The organism is Streptococcus sanguinis SK1 = NCTC 7863 (genome assembly GCF_000194945.1).
Lineage (GTDB): Bacteria > Bacillota > Bacilli > Lactobacillales > Streptococcaceae > Streptococcus > Streptococcus sanguinis.
On record NZ_GL878508.1, the window covers coordinates 95,656 to 115,146 of the forward strand.

20 protein-coding genes are annotated in these 19,491 nt (G+C 43.2%); 17 read left to right on the forward strand and 3 right to left on the reverse strand.

All coding sequences use genetic code 11. The features are described from left to right. The 8 genes from HMPREF9378_RS04065 (at position 1) to HMPREF9378_RS04030 (ending at position 6,630) form a co-directional block, all read left to right on the forward strand. Positions 1 to 1,065, forward strand: coding sequence for a VanW family protein (locus HMPREF9378_RS04065; protein ID WP_032911276.1), 1,065 nt, complete (start codon positions 1 to 3; stop codon positions 1,063 to 1,065). Then, positions 1,062 to 1,874, forward strand: coding sequence for a prepilin peptidase (locus HMPREF9378_RS04060; protein ID WP_002913927.1), 813 nt, complete (start codon positions 1,062 to 1,064; stop codon positions 1,872 to 1,874). Before HMPREF9378_RS04065 ends, HMPREF9378_RS04060 begins: the two co-directional genes overlap by 4 nt. 35 nt (positions 1,875 to 1,909) lie before the next feature. Next, positions 1,910 to 2,509: a glucosaminidase domain-containing protein gene (locus HMPREF9378_RS04055; protein ID WP_002894168.1), complete on the forward strand. Its 600-nt coding sequence runs from the start codon at positions 1,910 to 1,912 to the stop codon at positions 2,507 to 2,509. Positions 2,510 to 2,699: 190 nt separating this feature from the next. Continuing rightward, positions 2,700 to 3,584 (forward strand): hypothetical protein, encoded by an 885-nt coding sequence (locus HMPREF9378_RS04050; protein WP_032911277.1) that lies wholly within the window; start codon positions 2,700 to 2,702, stop codon positions 3,582 to 3,584. Between the two features lie 49 nt (positions 3,585 to 3,633). Continuing rightward, on the forward strand, positions 3,634 to 4,524 hold the full coding sequence (locus HMPREF9378_RS04045; RefSeq protein WP_002913929.1) for a hypothetical protein: 891 nt from the start codon (positions 3,634 to 3,636) through the stop codon (positions 4,522 to 4,524). A gap of 51 nt (positions 4,525 to 4,575) precedes the next feature. Next, positions 4,576 to 5,610 (forward strand): SepM family pheromone-processing serine protease, encoded by a 1,035-nt coding sequence (locus HMPREF9378_RS04040; protein ID WP_002894161.1) that lies wholly within the window; start codon positions 4,576 to 4,578, stop codon positions 5,608 to 5,610. Between the two features lie 196 nt (positions 5,611 to 5,806). Further along, on the forward strand, positions 5,807 to 6,403 hold the full coding sequence (locus HMPREF9378_RS04035; protein WP_002901874.1) for a hypothetical protein: 597 nt from the start codon (positions 5,807 to 5,809) through the stop codon (positions 6,401 to 6,403). A 2-nt stretch (positions 6,404 to 6,405) separates the two neighbouring features. Continuing rightward, positions 6,406 to 6,630: a helix-turn-helix transcriptional regulator gene (locus HMPREF9378_RS04030; RefSeq protein WP_002901873.1), complete on the forward strand. Its 225-nt coding sequence runs from the start codon at positions 6,406 to 6,408 to the stop codon at positions 6,628 to 6,630. Between the two features lie 103 nt (positions 6,631 to 6,733). Here HMPREF9378_RS04030 and rpmG read toward each other — a convergent pair whose 3' ends face one another. Then, positions 6,734 to 6,883, reverse strand: coding sequence for a 50S ribosomal protein L33 (rpmG, locus tag HMPREF9378_RS11265; RefSeq protein ID WP_001265622.1), 150 nt, complete (start codon positions 6,881 to 6,883; stop codon positions 6,734 to 6,736). Positions 6,884 to 6,898: 15 nt separating this feature from the next. Next, positions 6,899 to 7,081, reverse strand: coding sequence for a 50S ribosomal protein L32 (rpmF, locus tag HMPREF9378_RS04025; RefSeq protein ID WP_002894148.1), 183 nt, complete (start codon positions 7,079 to 7,081; stop codon positions 6,899 to 6,901). A 186-nt stretch (positions 7,082 to 7,267) separates the two neighbouring features. On the opposite strand from rpmF, the gene HMPREF9378_RS04020 reads away from it, so the two are divergent. After that, positions 7,268 to 8,134, forward strand: a complete 867-nt coding sequence (locus HMPREF9378_RS04020) for a hypothetical protein (protein ID WP_002899615.1) — start codon at positions 7,268 to 7,270, stop codon at positions 8,132 to 8,134. Positions 8,135 to 8,322: 188 nt separating this feature from the next. Continuing rightward, positions 8,323 to 10,026 carry a dihydroxy-acid dehydratase gene (gene ilvD, locus HMPREF9378_RS04015; RefSeq protein ID WP_023917059.1) on the forward strand — a complete coding sequence of 568 codons (1,704 nt, stop codon included), beginning with the start codon at positions 8,323 to 8,325 and terminating at the stop codon, positions 10,024 to 10,026. Positions 10,027 to 10,108: 82 nt separating this feature from the next. Here the strand turns inward: ilvD and HMPREF9378_RS04010 are convergent, their stop codons facing one another. Continuing rightward, positions 10,109 to 10,450 carry a metal-sulfur cluster assembly factor gene (locus HMPREF9378_RS04010; protein ID WP_002899327.1) on the reverse strand — a complete coding sequence of 114 codons (342 nt, stop codon included), beginning with the start codon at positions 10,448 to 10,450 and terminating at the stop codon, positions 10,109 to 10,111. 180 nt (positions 10,451 to 10,630) lie between these two features. Here HMPREF9378_RS04010 and hisS point away from each other — a divergent pair, with 180 nt between their 5' ends. From hisS to HMPREF9378_RS03975, 7 genes are all read left to right on the forward strand, one after another. Continuing rightward, a complete protein-coding gene (gene hisS, locus HMPREF9378_RS04005) occupies positions 10,631 to 11,911 on the forward strand; it encodes a histidine--tRNA ligase (protein ID WP_002913930.1) in 1,281 nt (426 codons plus the stop codon). Positions 11,912 to 12,039: 128 nt separating this feature from the next. Beyond that, positions 12,040 to 12,366, forward strand: coding sequence for a WXG100 family type VII secretion target (locus tag HMPREF9378_RS04000; RefSeq protein ID WP_002913931.1), 327 nt, complete (start codon positions 12,040 to 12,042; stop codon positions 12,364 to 12,366). A gap of 233 nt (positions 12,367 to 12,599) precedes the next feature. Next, entirely contained in the window at positions 12,600 to 15,500 is a 2,901-nt protein-coding gene (gene esaA / locus HMPREF9378_RS03995) for a type VII secretion protein EsaA (protein WP_002911011.1), read from the forward strand. Between the two features lie 6 nt (positions 15,501 to 15,506). Beyond that, the gene (gene essA / locus HMPREF9378_RS03990) at positions 15,507 to 15,965 is read left to right on the forward strand and encodes a type VII secretion protein EssA (RefSeq protein WP_002911012.1); all 459 of its coding nucleotides are present in this window, start codon (positions 15,507 to 15,509) and stop codon (positions 15,963 to 15,965) included. A 1-nt stretch (position 15,966) separates the two neighbouring features. Next, on the forward strand, positions 15,967 to 16,206 hold the full coding sequence (locus tag HMPREF9378_RS03985; RefSeq protein WP_002894139.1) for an EsaB/YukD family protein: 240 nt from the start codon (positions 15,967 to 15,969) through the stop codon (positions 16,204 to 16,206). A 1-nt stretch (position 16,207) separates the two neighbouring features. Continuing rightward, positions 16,208 to 17,467: a type VII secretion protein EssB gene (gene essB, locus HMPREF9378_RS03980; protein ID WP_080557356.1), complete on the forward strand. Its 1,260-nt coding sequence runs from the start codon at positions 16,208 to 16,210 to the stop codon at positions 17,465 to 17,467. 2 nt (positions 17,468 to 17,469) lie between these two features. Next, a partial coding sequence (locus tag HMPREF9378_RS03975) for an FtsK/SpoIIIE domain-containing protein (protein WP_002913933.1) occupies positions 17,470 to 19,491 on the forward strand: 2,022 nt, incomplete at its 3' end.

The following is a 19,491-nucleotide window of genomic DNA, read 5'->3' on the forward strand; positions in this document are numbered from 1 at the left end:
ATGAGATTCATGTCAAGAAGAAAAAGAAAGGTTTCATCAAAATATCAAAAACTACTTCCAGCAGCGACACTTGCTGCCTTTCTGCTGGGTAGTTTATTTTATGTCATTTTTGTCTTTAATCCAACGATTGACCTGAGTATCAATGGCCGCCCCTCTATGAAGGTTCGCTCTCGGAGCGAAGCTGAGATTGAAGTTTACAGAGAACTGCCCTATAAGGCTACATTTCAGCTGTCTACAGGGCAACACTTCTCTGTAGATATGCGCTTTTTAGGACTGAGCTATTTCACAGAAGAAGAGCTCAAGCGGCTGGATAATATCTCAGCCAAGACAGTTTGGGATAAGTTTACACCGTTTTTCGATACCAAGGAAAACCTGCAGATTTCCATCTATCCCAATCGACTCTTTTGGCTCAGACCTTTAAATGATGTCTTGGCTGCCCATCCTGATGTTCTCAGTCAGCTTCCAACGACCAATCATCTGGTCATGGACGGCGAGTCTAACGTAAAGGTGGGAGACAAGTCTAATGGCTATAAGATTGACCCTGCTGCTTTTATCCAAGCATCTGAGGAGATTGCCAAGACTGGTAAATTTGATGATGTCAAGGTTGAGAGTACGCCTGTCGAAGCAGAAGATCAAAGTGAGCTTCTGAGCCAATATACGCACTTTATAGAGCGTAAGGAAGTACCACTGCCGACCAACGCTGCCCAAGCTCAAAACATGAAGACAGCCTTTTACAAGCTGCAGAATGTTTACTTGGCTCCTGGTGAGACCAAGTCTATCTCAGAATTACTGGGCGCTTTGAATGCAGAGTCTGGATATCTGCCAGTCAAGGGCAAGGATAATAAAGAAGTTTACGGTCAGGGTGCTGAGCAGATTATAGATGCCATTCAGCAGCTCGCCTTTTCACGGACCAATGTTATTTCCTATCAAGGACAGTATTTCAACGTCGGAACGCCGGCTGAAGGTTTGACCGAATTGACCATTCAAAACAATACAGAAACAGATATGGTATTTTCATTAAGTTTGGAGGAGGGGCAAGTATCCATCATTCTGGCATCTAAGTGATACTCAAGGGAAGTCGAAGTTTGACATCGTCACCTGAGATTTTCAAAGAGTATAAAAAGGGAAAAATTATGATTGCAAGTTTAGTATTTATATTAGGTGTCGTATTTGGGAGCTTTTTCAATGTCGTCATCTACCGTGTGCCACTGGAAAAGAGCATTGCCAAAGGTCGGTCTATGTGTCCGTCCTGCGGCCATGTCTTGACTTCGGTGGAGCTGATTCCGGTTGTGTCGATTATCATGCAGGGCTTTAAATGTAAGCACTGCAAGGAGCCGATTTCACCGCGCTATCTCATTGTGGAGCTCCTGACGGGTATGCTCTGGCTGGCCTCTTATCTGATCTTTCAAGATCAGGGACCATGGATGGTTGTTTCAGCCTGTCTTTTGGTGTCGCTTTGCCTCATTATCGGTTATATTGATTTTGATACTCAGTACATCTCGGACTCGGTTCTGCTGGTTTTCTGGCTGGGCCGCATGGCTGTTACGTTTTTTACCAATGAGTTTAATTGGGACCTGCTCCTTTCGCTGCTAGTCGGCGCTGGTCTCTACTCTCTCATTTATTTTGGGGCCAAGGCTTATTACAAGAAAGAGGCTTTCGGGATGGGAGACATCCTTTACTTAGCTGCCCTGAGCAGTTGGTTTAGCCCTTTGAATACGCTGATTTTGGGATATGGTTCTTTCTTTGTGGCTGGAGCTATTCTCTTAATCGCAACCATCTTTAAGAAATTCAAATTTAAGTTGAAAGAAGAAGTCCCTTTTGGTCCTGCTATGAGTATCATGGCGGTCATCCTATATTTCTGGGGAGGAATCTAGGAAACCAAAAGCGACAATAGAAATGGATAGAAAAAATGTTTAGGAAGAAAAAAGTTATCATAGCATTAGCGACAGCTACTGTCCTTTCAGGCAGTGTGTTGCCTGTCAGCCGCCTAGCGGCAAATGAAAAGGCCAGTTTGGATCCGTCTTTAGTGCAGGTGTCAGATCAGTTTCAGGCCAAGAAGACAGGAGCAGTCGTCTTTTCAGAAGATGTAACAGTGCCAAGCACAGTGTCAGCCGATTTCATTGATAGTCGTCTGGCTGGCACACCGATGGCTGGATTGGGAAAAGCTTTCAAAAAAGCAGAGAAAGATCATGGAGTTAATGCAATTTTTCTCGTAGGGCTGGCTATTCACGAATCGGATTACGGCCGCAGTCAGATTGCTCAAGCCAAGCACAACCTGTTTGGTTTTATGGCTTATGACTCCAGTCCTTTTTCCAGTGCAGGAAATTTCGCAACATTTGATGATGGTATAGATACCGTTGCCCGCTATCTCAGCGAACACTATCTCAAGCCTGGCGGTCAGTTCTACAATGGTAAGAGCATGGCTGCTATCAATGTAAGATACGCATCTGACAAAACTTGGTCAAGCAAGATTATGATTCGTATTCGAAATTTTTTGAAAAAAGGTTAAGGAGGCTGGGACAATCGTGTCTCAGCTTGCTTTATTATAGAAAGAATTTCTTTTGGTGAGGTTATTGACGGGGTTTTTCTTGTTCTATGGGGCTCTAAAAATTCTTAATCGTCTTCACGGGACTGGAAACAAAAAATTGCTTCTGCGACATCGTCTTTTATGGCGAAAAAATGACTTAATTAGGGGATTTATGAAAAGAAAGTTTGATGTAAGCGATGTTTTAAAGGAAGCCTGGGGACTGACTGTTGATTACTTTTTTGTATGGACAGCAGGGCTTGCTATCATTCAACTGCCATTTTTTATTCTGGGGCTGTTAATTCTATTTTTTTCTCCATTGACTTCTACATTTCTTCCAAGAATAATTCTGCTGGGATTTCTATGTTCTTTTGTAATTGCTTATATCCATAAGTTTTCCTTGACCATGGTTCGTAATCCGCAGATGGTGCGAAGAAACTTCTGGAGAGCTGTTGGCTATAGTATTTCTGATGGCTTTTTTGGGCGTTTGCTTTCTATGTCTATTTACGTCTTTATATTTTTCTTGGCTATATTACTTCTTTTAGTATACTTCTATAATGCCTTGATGTCAGATGCAAATTTTCAAGAGATTATGAGAACTGGGCTTATTTGGGTTGCAAAAAATCAAGAGAAGATAGCTAGCATGCTCTTCCTGCTTTTTTTGATAGCACCAATGTTTAACTTGGTATTCCATTTGTTTTACAGCTATTTTATCGTCTCTCACTTCTTCTTGTTGCCCTATATTATTCAAGATACCAACTCCTCTGATAACCTCTTGCGTCCTCTGTCAGCCTTTGGCAGCTTGGGCAAGTCCTTTTCTCGTATGAATGGTCAGAGGGGGCGTTACTTACTGGTAGAGCTTGTCTTAAAGCTTATTCCTGTAGTATTGGGTCTAATAGAAGTTTTGAGTTTGCTTTTTGGTGCTGGTGTGTCTAATATTGTGGGAATGATTGTTAGTATGATAAATGGCTTTTTGCTGATTTATGCCTTGGCAGCCCGCTCGGTTATGGCCGACATCCTGATGTCTTATGATCGGGAAATAGTTAATTTTGGGGATTAATATTTATGAAAAAAATTAGAAAGGGTTTTAGGATTTAGGATAATGAACGATGAATGATGTAAAAGTAACAAGGGTTTTCAGAGAAGCTTGGATTTTTGTTACAGAATACTATTTTGTCTGGCTGAAAGGCCTTTTGCTGGTCGGAATCCCGCTTGCAGTGCTGGGCTGGTTTCTTTTTCCGCTGGTTTCGAGTTGGTCTTACCGGTCCATCTTAGTCTTGACTTGTTTAGCTTTTATAATTGCCTTCGGTTTTGCTTATGTCAATAAATTTGCCTTGACAATGATACGAAATCCGCAGATGGTTAAGCTCTATTTTGGCTATGCGGTTTGGTACAGTATCTCAGATGGCTTGCTTACTCGCCTCTTTTATTCCTTTATTGTCAGTGCAGTCCAGGTTCTGATTCTGTACATGGGTTGGTCGGCAATCGGCATCAATCTTGGGGTGGCTAGTCTCTTTGCCTTTTATCGGAGAGCAGTAAGTCCAGAGGCCATTGTAATTTTCCAGTTTCTTTTTCCTTTCTTGTTCATGGTCTTTTACCTGCTCTTCACTTATCTGGTTGATTCGCACTTCTTTTTGCTGTCTTATATCATTCAGGATACTAGCTCCAGAGACAATCTGGCCAAGCCGCTTTCCTTTTATGGCTGTTTGAGAAAGTCAGTCTTGCTGATGAAGGAGCGCAGGGGGCGTTATGTTCTGCTCAGCTTTTTTCTAGCTTCTTTTGGTGGGCTGATTGGCTTGGGTACTCATCTCCTGATGGATCTGATAAGGCAGTATATTGGTCCCTTGCTGGGGGAACTGGATGATTTACTTGGCCTGATTCAGATGATTCCTGTCCTAGTTTTCAGTAGCTTTTACTGTGTATTTGTTCTGGTTGTTCGGACAGTTTTTGCTGATACTCTGATGGAAAATGATGCAGAAGTGGTGGATTTTGGTGATTAATTTAGGAAGTAGCAAGACCAGACAATACTTGATAGAAACAAGAGGAAGGGTATGAAATCAGTAACAAGAATCTTAATAACAGCTTTGGTGCTAACTGGGATTGGCTTTATTCCTCTCCCTTATGAATTAGAGACCGTGAGGCCGGCTTTGAATGCCAAAGACTTTGTCCAAGTTCAAGGAGGAACTGATAAAGGAAAAGGTAAAATCTATGTCATGGCTGTTGGTGTTTCCAAGGCCCGAGTGTTCAGTCTCTTTTTGACTCTGCTGCCTAATTACAGGCTGGAAACAGAGTATGTCTCTGTTCCTGAAAACTATTTCGATAAGGAAAAGGGACGGGAAGAGCGAGAGAACAGCACTATGGGATCTTCCCATCTCAATGCCTTGCAGGTGGCTTATCAGGCTGCTGGTCGTACAGTTGAGATTAGGCATAAAGAGATTTACGTAGGTGGCATCAGCAGCGAGACGCCTCTGTCAAAGGAGTTGCAGCGAGGCGATGTGATTTTAAAGATTGACAATCAGACTTACACTAGCCCATACGACATCGTTGATCAGATGGAACAGCGGACAGTCGGCGATGTGGTATCAATTGAGTACAGTCGAAATGGTGTAATCGGCTTGGCTAGCGGTCCTGTGATTGTGGATGAGACAACTGGTAAGCCTGGTTTGGGAATCGAATTGGGTTCTAAAGCCAGTGTTGCCATGAATCCTCTGACGGAGTTTAAGAGCAACGGTGTAGCAGGTCCTTCTGGTGGACTCATGTTCAGTTTGGAGCTTTATAACCAGCTCGTGTCTGAAGACATTACTAAAGGAAAAACTATTGCTGGTACTGGAACGATTGACCACAAGGGAAATGTTGGCCGGATTGGCGGGATAGAGATGAAGGTCATGGCTGCAGATAAGGCAGGCGCTGAGATTTTCTTTGTTCCTGATGACACCATTGATGCCGATATTGCCCAGTACAATCCCAAGCTGCGCTCTAACTACCATGAGGCACTTCGTGCTTCTATCAAAATCAAGAGTAAAATGAAAATCGTCCCTGTCAAAACCTTCAATGAAGCTTTGAACTATCTCAGAGAGATGGAATAAGGGAGTCTGCTACTCTTGAATAATCAAAAGAAACACAAGCTCTTGCTGGTTATTTATCTGGCGAGGGCTTTTATTATAGAATTTTTTCAAATAATTGCCACCTTGGCACATAAATACTTGATTTCCAAATCGCTGTGTGATATATTTATAACATAAAGAATGTTAAATATTTCTAACACAAGGAAAGGAGTCTATCATGAAAAAAAGTCAAAAAACGGGTGGCCTCATTGCGATGATTGCCGCAGCTCTCTTTATTGATTTTACTGTTTTATTTGGTTCTAATCTTAGTTGGGGACCCAAGTTGATTATTGTTGGTATTTCAGTATTAGGTCAGATTGTAGCTATTTGGGGCTGGCTACACATGAAACCATGGCCACCTAAGAGTCAGAAAGGAAAGGAAAAGAATATTTTTGACTTGTCTGCTAAGCTGTACACGATGCTTTTGTTTGCAGCAACTATTTTTTATACAGTAGGGATTTGGGTTGCGACCCCAAGCGAAGGATCCAGCATTAAGGAATGGATTTTGGGAGTTGGCCTCGTTATTGAAGTGATTGTATTTGGTTTTTTCTCTTTGAAAAATGTCAAGGAAACTCCAGACGAACGCTTCTATGCTAATCTAGCTAAGGCAGCTAGCTTAATGTTTGTCTTTATACTAGGCGTACTGATGATCCTAGCAGTTATCATTGGGTACATGGGTTCTTTCACTCTTTACATGGGTCAGATTTTTATTAGCATAGCTGCCTTGATTTGCATCTTTGCAGTTGTCTATCTTATCTTGGAACGGAGAGGATAACTATGGCCAAAGAAAGCAAGATTATCACTAATCTCAAATCCGTTCGTGAGTCCAAGGGCATGACCCAGCAGGAGCTAGCCGACCGCATCGGCATGAGGCGCGAGACAATTCTGCACTTGGAAAATAACCGCTATAATCCTTCGCTGGAAATGGCTCTCAAAATTGCTCAAGTTTTTAATCTGAAAGTAGAAGATCTCTTTGAACTCAGACAGAAAGGGGAGGCATAATTCTTTTCGAGACCTGCTATTAAGTGTGTTGATTAATTATGGCTTGCCGCCAAAAGAAAAAAGCCTTTGAAATGTTGATTTCATAGGCTTTTCTTTATCTCAATTATTTAACTTCTGTAAATACAACGTGCTTGCGAAGTTTTGGTGAGTATTTCTTCAATTGAAGACGGTCTGGAGTGTTACGTTTGTTTTTAGAAGTAAGGTACAAGCGTTCACCAGATTCTTTGTGTTCAAGTGTGATATTTACGCGCATGGTAGCTCCCTTCTATTATTCTGCTGCAGCAGCTTTGGCGATCTTACGGCCCTTGTAGTATCCTTTAAGGGATACACGGTGAGAGCGTGAGTAGTCACCAGTAGTTTCGTCAAAAGTTACAGTTGGAGCTGTCACTTTGTAGTGAGTGCGGCGTTTGTTTTTCTTCGCTTTGGAAGTGCGACGTGCAGGTACTGCCATTGTTTGTTTCTCCTTTTAGTTTGTGAATTCGATTCAATTTGATGATTTTCATCAACTTTAACAGTATAACAAAACTTTTTTGTAAAGTAAAGTTACTTGACAGATTTTTTTAAAATCTTTTCTGCTTAGGTTTTTAAAAGAAACCGGTTTTTCCGTATGCTATAATAAGAACAAAGGAGGCGGACTATGAAAGCAGCATTAAAATTACTTAGTCTATTCTGGCTGGGAATCATGTGTATTGTTTTAATCTTTTGGGGAGTGAAAAGTTTTCGTGATTATCAAATTATGAAAGATGTAGAAAATCATTTGACTGTGGATTTCAAAAGCATGGGATACAAGGGGAAAGTGACGGTAAAAAACTACGATAGGCCTGCCGGCTATGGGGAGACCATGGACTTTAGCTATGAAGAAAAGATTGATGGAAGACTTTTGACCTTCTCGGATAGCTTGGATTATGATCCGACAACCAAGCAATACGAAGCTTCAAGATTAAGTCCCGTGCCTGAGGAAACTGAAACTGGCTTAGATGATATTATTCAGCTAGAAGCCATGTGGCAGCAGCCTTATGTTCAGAAGCAGTTTAAGAAAATGAAGTCGGTCTTCAAAAAGCTAGAAGATGAGGATCTGACTTTAAAAGAAATTTCAGGTGAAACAATGGAAGTGCTTCATCAGGATGATAATCAAATAACCTCAGAAATGCTGGATGCTGGGCAAGCAGAGCTAGTTCAGGATTTCCAAAAGAACAGGCAGAAAGGCCTACCTCTCAATGGTTATTATAATGTTGATGTCGAGTCTTATCTGCAAAAACATACTCTGCAGCTTCGAGTGAACTATGAGCTATTAGTTGATGATTTGTATGATGATGAGAAAGCTAGAGATAAGTACCCCGGAGTCTTTTTTCAAAAGCTTAAAAAGTTAGACTACAGTCAATTTTGGGATGGTTATTACATAGTAGGCTATGATTTGAGAGAGAGTTCTGGTAGCGGTATAGGCGGGAATTCTGAGGTGATTGTGTTGGATATTCGTGGAGGTAAATTAGTTCGCACTTTTTAGAGTTTTACTATATTTTAAGGAGAACTTGATTATTTCAGGGATTAAGCTGATAGGTTTTAATTGCTTAGGGTTTTTGAGGAAAATTCATTTTTGAAAAAATTCTGAAAATTTAAAAATTTTCCTCTGTAAAATACAGCCTAAGTGTGGTATAATAAAGCACAAAGATTACTGCAATGAAAGGGAAAGCTATGACAGATAAGGATATTCGTCACAGAAGTAAGATTTATGACAGTATGGTTAAATCTCCTAACCGTGCCATGCTTCGCGCGACGGGGATGACTGATAAAGATTTTGAAACGCCTATTGTTGGGGTGATTTCTACTTGGGCGGAAAATACACCCTGTAACATCCATTTGCATGACTTGGGCAAGCTAGCCAAGGAAGGTATCAAAGCAGAGGGCGCTTGGCCTGTTCAGTACGGGACTATTACGGTTGCGGACGGGATTGCCATGGGAACGCCAGGCATGCGCTTCTCTCTGACCTCACGCGACATCATCGCAGACTCCATCGAGGCTGCCATGGGCGGGCATAATGTGGATGCCTTTGTAGCTATCGGGGGCTGTGATAAAAATATGCCGGGCTCTATGATTGCTATTGCTAACATGGATATTCCTGCTGTCTTTGCCTACGGCGGAACGATTGCGCCAGGGAATCTGGACGGCAAGGACATTGACTTGGTTTCTGTCTTTGAAGGAATCGGGAAATGGAACCATGGTGACTTGACAGCTGAGGAAGTGCGCCGCATTGAGTGTAATGCCTGTCCTGGCCCTGGTGGCTGTGGCGGTATGTACACGGCCAATACTATGGCGACGGCTATTGAAGTTCTGGGCATGAGTCTGCCAGGCTCCTCTTCTCACCCTGCTGAGTCGAAAGACAAGCAAGAGGATATCGAAGCAGCTGGCCGTGCTGTTGTAAAAATGCTGAAAATGGGGCTGAAGCCGTCTGACATCTTGACACGTGAAGCCTTTGAAGATGCAATCACGGTGACCATGGCTCTGGGTGGTTCTACAAATGCTACCCTGCACTTGCTGGCCATGGCTCATGCAGCCAATGTTGAATTGACGCTTGATGACTTTAATGTCATTCAAGAGAAGGTACCGCATTTGGCTGACTTGAAACCATCTGGTCAGTATGTTTTCCAAGACCTTTATGAGGTTGGTGGGGTGCCGGCTGTGATGAAATATCTCTTGGCAAACGGCTTCCTGCACGGTGATCGCATCACTTGTACAGGTAAGACGGTGGCAGAGAATCTAGCAGAATTTGCTGATCTGACACCAGGTCAAAAGGTCATTATGCCGCTTGAAAATCCAAAACGTGCAGACGGTCCGCTTATCATCTTGCATGGTAATCTAGCTCCAGACGGCGCTGTTGCTAAGGTTTCTGGTGTTAAAGTACGCCGTCACGTCGGACCGGCCAAGGTCTTTGACTCAGAAGAAGCCGCTATTGATGCGGTACTGGCCGATGAAGTGGTCGATGGCGATGTGGTTGTAGTTCGCTACGTTGGACCAAAGGGTGGCCCTGGTATGCCAGAGATGCTGTCACTTTCGTCTATTATCGTAGGGAAGGGGCAAGGAGACAAGGTGGCTCTTCTAACAGATGGTCGCTTCTCAGGTGGTACTTACGGCCTGGTTGTCGGACACATTGCTCCGGAAGCTCAGGATGGTGGCCCGATTGCCTATCTTCGTACAGGCGATATGGTCACGGTTGACCAAGATACCAAGGAAATTTCCATGGCAGTATCTGACGAAGAGTTGGCGAAACGCAAGGCAGAAACGACCATCCCACCGCTTTATAGTCGCGGGGTACTTGGTAAATATGCTCACATGGTATCCTCTGCCGCTAAAGGTGCTGTTACAGACTTCTGGAAACCAGAAGAAACTGGTAAAAAATAGCTTATATATGATAAAAGAACCCGCTAGTTTTTCTAGCGGGTTTGATATTTTTACTTTAAATGTAGATGAACTAGTCATCTTCTTATCTAGGACTGATTCCCAGAGCAATGCGGCCGAAACGGCTGATACGGGTGATTTTCCAAGCAGGAGACCAAGTAACTTCGACAGAGGCACTTTCAATCTCATCAATTTTTTTAAGAGAGTCCATAATGGCGATGGGTAGACTCTCAGCACAATCACAGGCTGTATCGGTAAAGGTCATAACAACCTTGCAGTGGCCGTTTTCGTCTAAGTTAATTTCATAAATCAACCCTAAGTTATAGACATCCAGCTCTACATCCGGATCGTAAATACGCTCGAGCTTCTCCACCAATTTATCCTGAATTGCAGCTGCTCGGTCATTGATTTTGATATCGTCTCTCATGGCTATCCCCTTCTATCTGAGTTGAATTGTTTTTATTTTCTCACAATTCAGACTTATTTTCAAGTTATTTTGGAACATGAAAACGTATTTAGTTCTTCCAAATGAAAAATCCCTTTCAGACTCCTCAAAATGGCGGACTTATGATAGAATATAAGTACTAAAGAAGGCGGAGGTCAGAAGATGAAATTACAAAAACCTAAAGGAACTCAGGACATTCTTCCTCAAGAATCAGCCAAGTGGCAGTATGTAGAAGACTTTGCCCGCAAGACATTTAGAAAATACAATTACGGCGAAATCCGCACACCGATTTTTGAGCACTATGAAGTCATTAGCCGCTCGGTCGGGGATACGACAGACATCGTGACTAAGGAAATGTATGACTTCTATGACAAGGGCGACCGCCATATCACGCTACGTCCAGAGGGGACAGCGCCCGTGGTACGTTCTTATGTAGAGAATAAGCTTTTTGCTCCTGAAGTTCAAAAGCCTGTCAAAGTCTACTATATGGGCTCTATGTTCCGCTATGAGCGACCTCAGGCCGGCCGTTTGCGGGAGTTTCACCAGATTGGAGCAGAGTGTTTTGGCTCTAGTAATCCTGCTACAGATGTAGAAATGATTACTATGGCAGCTCAATTTTTCAACGATATTGGTATTACCAATGTCAGCTTGGAGCTCAACTCGCTGGGTAATCCTGAGAGCAGAGCTGCTTACCGTCAGGCCTTGATTGATTATCTGACTCCACTGAAGGCTAGCCTTTCAGCAGATAGCCAACGTCGCTTGGAGGAGAATCCGCTGCGCGTGCTGGATTCTAAAGAGCCCGAGGACAAGGCGGCTGTAGAAGGCGCTCCGTCTGTTCTGGACTATCTGGATGAGGAGAGCAGTATCTACTTTGCGGCTGTTCGCTCCATGCTAGAGACCTTACAGATTCCTTATGTCATCAATACCAACATGGTCCGTGGCTTGGATTATTATAATCATACGATTTTCGAATTTACAACAGAGGTGGCTGGCAGTCAACTGACCATTTGTGCTGGCGGCCGTTATGATGGTCTGGTTGCTTACTTTGGTGGCCCTGAAACCCCAGGTGTTGGCTTTGGTATGGGCTTAGAACGCCTACTTCTCGTTCTTGACAAGCAAGGAGTAGATCTGCCGATTGAAACCGCTCTGGATGTTTATGTAGCTGTTTTAGGAGCTGGTGCCAATAGCAGAGCTTTGGAGTTAGTGCAGGCTCTCCGCGCACAAGGATTTGCGGCAGAGAGGGATTATCTCGACCGCAAGCTCAAGGCTCAGTTTAAGTCGGCTGATATCTTTAAATCCAAAACTCTTATCACCTTGGGCGAAAGCGAAGTGGAAAATGGTCAGGTAACTGTTAAGAACAACCATAATCGTGAAGAGATTACTGTTAGCCTAGACCAAATCCAAGAAAACTATCAGCTTATTTTTGAAAAATTGGGGTTTTAAAGGTTTTAACCTAACAGTCAGAAACGCTATAGTATCAGATATTTGAACGGGTTTAGTTGACACAATGTCAATATATTTTCTAAAAAAATATCTTTAAAAACTTGAAACATAAAGTGATTATTGATATAATGTATCCGTTATATAAATTTGCTAAAGGAGAAACAACTATAGCACAAATTAAATTGACTCCAGAAGAACTTCGTACATCTGCAAACAGATACACTGAAGGTTCTGAAAATGTAACTCAAGTTTTGACTACATTGACTAATGAACAAGCAATTATTGCTGATAACTGGGATGGTTCTGCATTTGATAGCTTTGAAGCACAATTCAACGAATTGTCTCCAAAAATCAAAGAATTTGCACAATTGCTCCAAGATATCAATGCACAGTTGGTTAAAGTTGCTGACATCGTTGAGCAAACTGACCAAGATATCGCTGCACAAATTCACTAATTTTGTTATAACGGCTTTAGGAAGGCAAGAGCCTTCCTATTTTTGTAAAGATTTAAAATGAAAAAAAGCAGTTTCTTTCATATTTGATAAGAAAATCACTGCAATGTAAAGGCAAGCTCTGACAATCTGAATCAACATCTGAATTAGACTGTTAGAGCTGTTTGTGTCTTTCTGTGCGCTTTTTTATGTAACAGTAAACTAAAAAATTTAAAAAGAAAAAGAAATTTGCATCCATGGGAAATAAAAAATTACTTAAGTATATAGGAAACGTTGTTTTAGTCATCGCCTTGCTGGCTGCAGTAGTGACGCTGAATGTCGCAGTGCAGAAGAATACAAGCAGCGCTAGAGACAGCAAAATCAAAACAGATCAAAAGACTAAACTGAATGTTGCGGTCGTCAATGAAGACCGGGCTGTTAAGGTTGACAAGAAAGAGTATAATCTTGGAGCTAGCTATGTCAAAAATCTAGAACGGGATGACTCTCAAAACTGGTACATCGTGACGCGTGGAGCTGCAGATGCTGGCCTGGAAAATGGGAAATACCAACTGGTCGTGACGATTCCAAGTGACTTTTCAGAGAAAGTGCTAGATGTCAATGCTATCAGTGCAGATCGGACAATCGTTACTTATAAAGTTAACGCTGCAGGAAATCAGCAGATTGAAAATGAGGCCAACAGTCTGGCTAAGGATATTATCGCAGATCTGAATAGCCAGTTGGTTGATATGTATATGGCAAGCATCTTGAGCAATCTATATACAGCTCAGCAAAATGTGCAGGCTAGTTCAGAGGTGCAAGTTACCAATATTGGCAATTATCGAACCAACTTGTTGGAGTCTGCCATTGGCTCTAAGAATATCTTCCCAACATTAGTCAGTATGTCTGCTTCATCTGTTGAAGCCAATAACTCTCTGAAGACGACTCTGGAAACTTATGCTAAGGCTTTTGATGACTTGGATAACTCTCAGGCCACTTATGGCAAGAATTTTGATAGTCTTCTCAAACAGCGAGCGGATGACCAAGTTAACTATGCCGCATTTATGAAGCAACTGATGGAAATGGACGAAAAAGTTGTCCATGATGATACTCAAAAACTCTACGCTAAGTTAGAAGAAACACAAAAAGATTTCACTAAACAGCTTGGCTCAACAGATGATGTGAAAGATGTGGATGTTGATAATGTCAGTCAGCAATTACAGGATTTGGAAACTGCTTTGGAAACTGAACGTGGTCAATTAGATGTCCATAAACAGCAGATTAAGGACTTTGTTGATAATAAATTAAGAACTTACTATGGTGTTGAAGAAGGCAAGCCTATTACTCTTAGCGCAGTGTTAGGAGATGCCATAACAAGCTACGATGCTTCTTTGAAGGCACAAATAGCTGAAGCAGTAAAAGCTTTGCCAGCTTCTCAACCAACAGAGGTGAAATTCGGATTGCCTGTTCCTGCTCTTGATTATTCAACCATTTCGCAATTTGGAACACCACAAGGAAATGGAAGTGCTGAGTTAGACAATCTGGCAGCAGCTGCAGAGAAAGCGGCTAGCTCTACAGCCAGCCCAGTTAATAGCCAGGTTGGAAAGGCTACTTTGTCAGTCACTCCACCAACAGGTGTAACAATTAGAACTATTACATACAATGGCGAAACAGTAACAAATGGGCAAGAAATTAATTTGGCTGAAGGCGCTAATTTTAATGTGCAGTTCAATGTGGCTAATGAGGCTGCAGCCACTTCAGTTGACAGCTCAATTGATATTTCTCTGAATGGTATTAAGGTTGCAAGTGCGCCAGTGAATGTAGAGGATGCACAAAAAGCGGCAGCGGCATATGGAGCTAAAGTACAAGAGATTTCTTCTGCCTACCAACACGTTATGTCTTTAATCCAAGCTTATAATTCTTTTGATGAGTTAAAAAATAAAGATATGTCTGAATCTTTATCTACCCTTTTGATAAATGCTATTAATTCGAATCTAGATAGTTATCAAAATAGCTTGTCTAAAAGTAACGATGGTAAGAGTCAAGGGGTTAAAGAAACCTTAGATGAAACGATTAGTAACTTGAAAAACAAGATTGAAGACGTCAAAGGAACGAACGCTAAACTCGCAGAAGAGATTGGAGAACAGCTCAAACTTTATGAAAATCTACAAACTAGAATGTCAGATATTTCAAAAGCTCAGGCTTCTTCTACAGATGCATTGGCTAAAACAGACACCGATTTGTCATCTCTGAATTCAGAATTCTCATCCTTGTTGTCTTCGACTTCTGGTGTTAAGTCCTCTTCACAGACCAATGTGCAGGCAGCTGATAGTGTCAACCAGATCTTCAGCAGTTTCAATCGTGAGCTGGAAAATGCGCAAGGAACGACAGAGAAACTGTCTGCGAATGCTGAAAGCTTGATGGGGCAATTCAATAAGGAATTGGAAGATAATGGCAACTTTGTGGAGTCCTTTGTCAAGGTTCTTAATAATGCCTATGAGAACGGTGTTCCTAATGAAGTGTTACTGGACTTCCTGTCTAATCCAGTTGCTCAGTCTTCTTCATCTGTCAAAGCGACTGTCAATGTTTACCGTCCATTTACTTGGATTCTCTTGTTGGAGGTTGTTAGTCTCTTTACGGCCTATCTCTTTGCAACGCAAAATATTGTGCGCAAGGTTAAAGACCGCTTTAAGCTTAATAAACTACAAGATACAGATATTATGACTGTGGGCATTCTAGGCTTCCTTTCTCTGACGATTGGTCTGGTTATTGGGATTGTCTCCAGCATGCAGCTTCATATCGGCAAGGAATATGTTCCATCTTGGGTCTTGTTGATTGTGGTTGCTAGCTTTGTCTTGATTCAGGGACAGTATTTGTTCCTCAAGCATCTGCGCGTGATGGGCATGGGCTTGGCTTTCTTCATGATTATCAGCTTTGTCTACCTATCTAATGCTATTGGTACGACAGCAAGCTTGACTGGCTTCCCAGCCTTTATCAAGAGCTTGAATGCCTTGTCTGTGCTAGAAGGCATGCTGTCAGGTTACTTTGACGGCAAGACCGCTGGCTTCTTTGCCATCTTTGGTCTGATTGTCCTACTGGCTCTGCTAGTTGCAGCTAATATCTTTATCAAGACTAGAACATTAAAAACTGAGGAAGTTTAAAAGAGTATGAAAAGAATTCTGTTTTTATTCCTACTCCTAAGTTCGTTTGCGGTGACGGCTGTCGCCGCAGATGAGCTAAAGGATAATCGTCTGCAGATAGATAATTCGCGGATTGAAAAAGAGCAAGAACTGAACTTTGGTGCACAATCGGAAGGCACCAAGTCTCTTTTCGTTGCTGAGAATCAGGAAAAAATTCAGGAAATGAAGCAGTATCAAAATAAACAGTTGGCCACAGAAGCGGGACAACTGTTTTCTGCTATACAGGGGCCGACGGATATTTACCATTCCAAGGAGCTTTTTCAGCCGGGAACGGAAAAATTGTCCAAGTTGCAGACGAGTTTGAAAAGTGATGATGAAAGCAGCTGGGATGATTTTCTGCCAGGAGTAGTCTACTTTGTAGCAGCCATACTCTTGGTCAGTATGACTGTCTTTGTCAGCTATCGTATCAGTAAGGGAGAAGTATAACATGGAAGGACATATCAATATCACTCTCCGTTTGCGTGATAAGGACGTGGATATTCGCATTCCTAAGCGGATTGAGGTCCGTCGCTTCATTCGGGAGATTGATCAGATTTTCAATATCGAAGGAAAGCGCCATAAGTATCAGCTGCGGATTATTAACAAGGGGTTGATACTGGATGAGGGCAAGGTTTTGGCTGATTATCCAGTCACAACGGGAGATTTAGTAGAGATTGAGGAGATTTAAGGTGACTGAGGAAAAATTTGTATTTGCTGAACAAGAGTTTATCTATGAAAAAAATGACAAGAATTGGAGCCTAACACTGAAGCGTTCGGATGTAGCAACGCAGGATTTGCGGGAGCTCTTGCTTTTGGACCTGCACCATCCGCTTTTCTTGGAACAGGAGACTAAGGCCGACCACGATAGTGTCTACTTCACCTATCAGATTGAGCCTTTAGGGCTTTCTAAAGAAGAGATTGAAAAGCGCACGATTTCTGAGCGGATTCGTCTGGCTCTCAATGTGTTTGCCCTAGAAGCGGCACTGGAATTGCCGGTTACTTTTTTGCTGCATCCTAGCAATCTCTTTATTACCAAGGATGCGCAGGCTAAGATTGCTTATCGCGGAGTTCCCAGCATCATGACACCTCAGGCTATTTCTCGGGAGGACTTTTTGCGCCAGGCCAAGTGCTTTGCGGTGACGCTCTTTGCAGATCTGGACTTTATGGAGCTTTACAAGGGCTCGTTGGAGCTAGAAACTCTGCCAGATTTCCTAGTGGAACTGCGTGAGGCTGACAGTCTGGAAGATGCGGTTGCTGTTTTGGAGAAATCTTATCAGGAAAAGGCTGCAGAAGAAGCAGAGAAGCAGACACTAGTCTCCAAGCGCCAGCATAAGATTTTCAAACTGGCGACCATCTGGCTGACAGCAGCTGTTGTGATTTTGACCATTCCTTTGATTTATCTGATTTTCATACAGAATCCTTTCAAGGAAAAGCTGTTACAGGCGGATACTGCCTTTATCAAAGTGGACTATAGCAAGGTCATCGATGAACTGGAGGGAATTTCTCCTAAGAGCCTGCCGAATACACAGAAATATGAACTAGCCTACTCTTATATCCAGGGCTTGGAATTTTCTGATGATCAGCGTAAGGTCATCCTGAACAATGTCACACTAAAATCAGATGATTTGTATCTCAATTACTGGATTCAAGTTGGACGTAATGATTTTGAAGATGCTTTAGACACAGCCAAACGGATTAATGACTCAGATCTGATCATCTATGCCTTGACGCAGGAGATGAAAAAGGTGCGTGAGGACGATAGTTTGTCTGGTAAGGATCGGGAGACTAAGCTTGAGTCCTTGGAAGGCGAGTATAAGAAATACTGGGATAGCCGCAAGGAGCTTTTGACTGGTGATTCTAGCTCAAGCGCTTCTGGCGAGGAAGGTTCTTCAGGAGCAATTTCTTCCTCCAGCAGTGAAGCGTCATCTAGCAGTAGCGCGAAGGAGTAAGTATGAGCAAGACAATCATCATCTATACAGACCATCTGCGCTATGAGCTGCAGCTGACAGAGGACAAGAAAGTTCTCTTGGCAGCGAGCGAGAAGGCTCAGCTTTACCTGCCCCATCAGGAGACTCCTATCCAGCTTCAGCTAGCTAAAGGGCAAGTCTTTTATCAGATGGGGGAAGAAACGGGTGTCGTAACTGACGGTATGGCCTTGGATAATCTGACCTTGTATCAATCTGATTCTGAACCGGCTGTTTATGACCTACTGGACAGAAAAGAGTTACTCATCAGCGACCAGAAAGGAGCAGCTATCAGTCTGGAAGCGCCTTTGGAGTTGCTCTTGAAGCGAACAAATGATTCTTGGATTTTGACCAAGATGCGAGGTCAAGTCTACCTCAATCACGTTGAGTGGACGGGAGACCAAATCCAGCTGGAAGCCGGCGACGAGCTAAGCTTGGAGGGTATCTGCCTCAAGGTCTATCCAGAAGAAATCTGGGTGACTGGTCCAGCTACGGTCAGATCTAACCTGACCTTGCGGGGGGCTTCTCGCCATGGTTTTTATCCAGACTATCCAGACTATCACCGTTCACCGCGGATTATCTATCGGAGTTCAGAGGACAAGATTCAGATTGCTCCGCCAAGCAAGGAGCCTCAAAAGCCCAATGATGAGCTCTTGAGACTGATTGTGCCGCCGCTCCTTATGGTTGGGGTGACGGTACTGATTACACTGGTTCAGCCGCGGGGGATTTATATCCTCGTTACAGTTACTATGTCAATCGCCAGTGCTATCTTCTCGGTTCGTGGTTTCTTCAAAAATCGCAAGAAGTTCAAGGAAGACAAGAAAGAGCGCATCGATCTTTATCACCTCTATCTAAAAGACAAGGCTATTGAGCTGAACAAGCTGGAACGTGAGCAGCGTGATGGCATGCTCTATCATTTCCCAAACATTAACGAATTGACGGGTCTGGTGACAGACTACAGCCACCGCATCTACGAGAAGACACCGCTGCACTTTGACTTTCTTTACTATCGCTTGGGGCTTGGACAGGTGCCAACCTCTTATAAGCTGACCTATGGTCAAGAAGAGCGAAGCGGAAAGAAAGATGCGCTGGAAGAGGAGGGCTATGCTCTCTACACTAGACATAAGAAAATTCCCGATCTTCCTATCGTGGCTAATCTCAGTCATGGACCGGTCGGCTATATCGGTCCGCGCAATTTGGTCTTGGAACAGCTCCAGCTCTTGGTCATGCAGCTGGCGGTCTTTCACTCCTACCACGATGTGCAGGTAATTACCATCATGCCAGAGGAGGAGCGCGACCAGTGGGATTGGCTGCGCTGGCTGCCGCATGCGACTCTACAAGAGCTGAATGTCCGTGGATTTGTATATAATCAACGGACGCACGATCAGGTCCTAAACAGCCTCAACCAAATCCTTAAACTGCGCAAGGCGCAAAAGGAAGAAGCGACCCGGCAGGAGACGACACTCTACAGTCCTCACTATGTGGTATTGGTCACAGATGAAAAGCTGATTCTCGACCATATCATCATGGAGTTCTTCACAGAGGATCCGACTGACCTGGGCTGCTCACTGATCTTCGTACAGGATGTGATGAGCTCGCTGTCTGAGAATATCAAGACGGTTGTCAATATCAAGGACCGTAACACTGGTCAGTTAGTCATGGAAGAGGGAATCCTCAGAGAAATTGACTTCCGCTTGGATCATTTCCCAGAAGGCTATGACAAGGAGCGAATCGCTCGGACCTTGGCGCCGCTCAATCACCTGCAGAATCTCAAGAGCTCGATCCCTGATACTGTGACCTTTATGGAGATGTATGGGGCAGAGACCTTCTCGGACCTGCAAGTCTTGCAAAAGTGGCAACAGAATGCGCCTTATAAGAGTTTGGCGGTGCCTATCGGCCTGCGGGGCAAGGAAGACCTGGTCTACCTCAACCTGCATGAAAAGGCTCACGGACCGCATGGGCTGATTGCTGGGACAACCGGATCTGGGAAGTCAGAGACTATCCAATCC

Coding starts and splice junctions, on each gene's coding strand:
- HMPREF9378_RS04065 (WP_032911276.1), top strand. CDS start 1: ATGAGATTCATGTCAAGAAGAAAAAGAAAGGTTTCATCAAAATATCAA.
- HMPREF9378_RS04055 (WP_002894168.1), top strand. CDS start 1,910: ATGTTTAGGAAGAAAAAAGTTATCATAGCATTAGCGACAGCTACTGTC.
- HMPREF9378_RS04050 (WP_032911277.1), top strand. CDS start 2,700: ATGAAAAGAAAGTTTGATGTAAGCGATGTTTTAAAGGAAGCCTGGGGA.
- HMPREF9378_RS04045 (WP_002913929.1), top strand. CDS start 3,634: ATGAATGATGTAAAAGTAACAAGGGTTTTCAGAGAAGCTTGGATTTTT.
- HMPREF9378_RS04040 (WP_002894161.1), top strand. CDS start 4,576: ATGAAATCAGTAACAAGAATCTTAATAACAGCTTTGGTGCTAACTGGG.
- HMPREF9378_RS04035 (WP_002901874.1), top strand. CDS start 5,807: ATGAAAAAAAGTCAAAAAACGGGTGGCCTCATTGCGATGATTGCCGCA.
- HMPREF9378_RS04030 (WP_002901873.1), top strand. CDS start 6,406: ATGGCCAAAGAAAGCAAGATTATCACTAATCTCAAATCCGTTCGTGAG.
- rpmG (WP_001265622.1), bottom strand. CDS start 6,883: ATGCGCGTAAATATCACACTTGAACACAAAGAATCTGGTGAACGCTTG.
- rpmF (WP_002894148.1), bottom strand. CDS start 7,081: ATGGCAGTACCTGCACGTCGCACTTCCAAAGCGAAGAAAAACAAACGC.
- HMPREF9378_RS04020 (WP_002899615.1), top strand. CDS start 7,268: ATGAAAGCAGCATTAAAATTACTTAGTCTATTCTGGCTGGGAATCATG.
- ilvD (WP_023917059.1), top strand. CDS start 8,323: ATGACAGATAAGGATATTCGTCACAGAAGTAAGATTTATGACAGTATG.
- HMPREF9378_RS04010 (WP_002899327.1), bottom strand. CDS start 10,450: ATGAGAGACGATATCAAAATCAATGACCGAGCAGCTGCAATTCAGGAT.
- hisS (WP_002913930.1), top strand. CDS start 10,631: ATGAAATTACAAAAACCTAAAGGAACTCAGGACATTCTTCCTCAAGAA.
- HMPREF9378_RS04000 (WP_002913931.1), top strand. CDS start 12,040: ATGTATCCGTTATATAAATTTGCTAAAGGAGAAACAACTATAGCACAA.
- esaA (WP_002911011.1), top strand. CDS start 12,600: ATGGGAAATAAAAAATTACTTAAGTATATAGGAAACGTTGTTTTAGTC.
- essA (WP_002911012.1), top strand. CDS start 15,507: ATGAAAAGAATTCTGTTTTTATTCCTACTCCTAAGTTCGTTTGCGGTG.
- HMPREF9378_RS03985 (WP_002894139.1), top strand. CDS start 15,967: ATGGAAGGACATATCAATATCACTCTCCGTTTGCGTGATAAGGACGTG.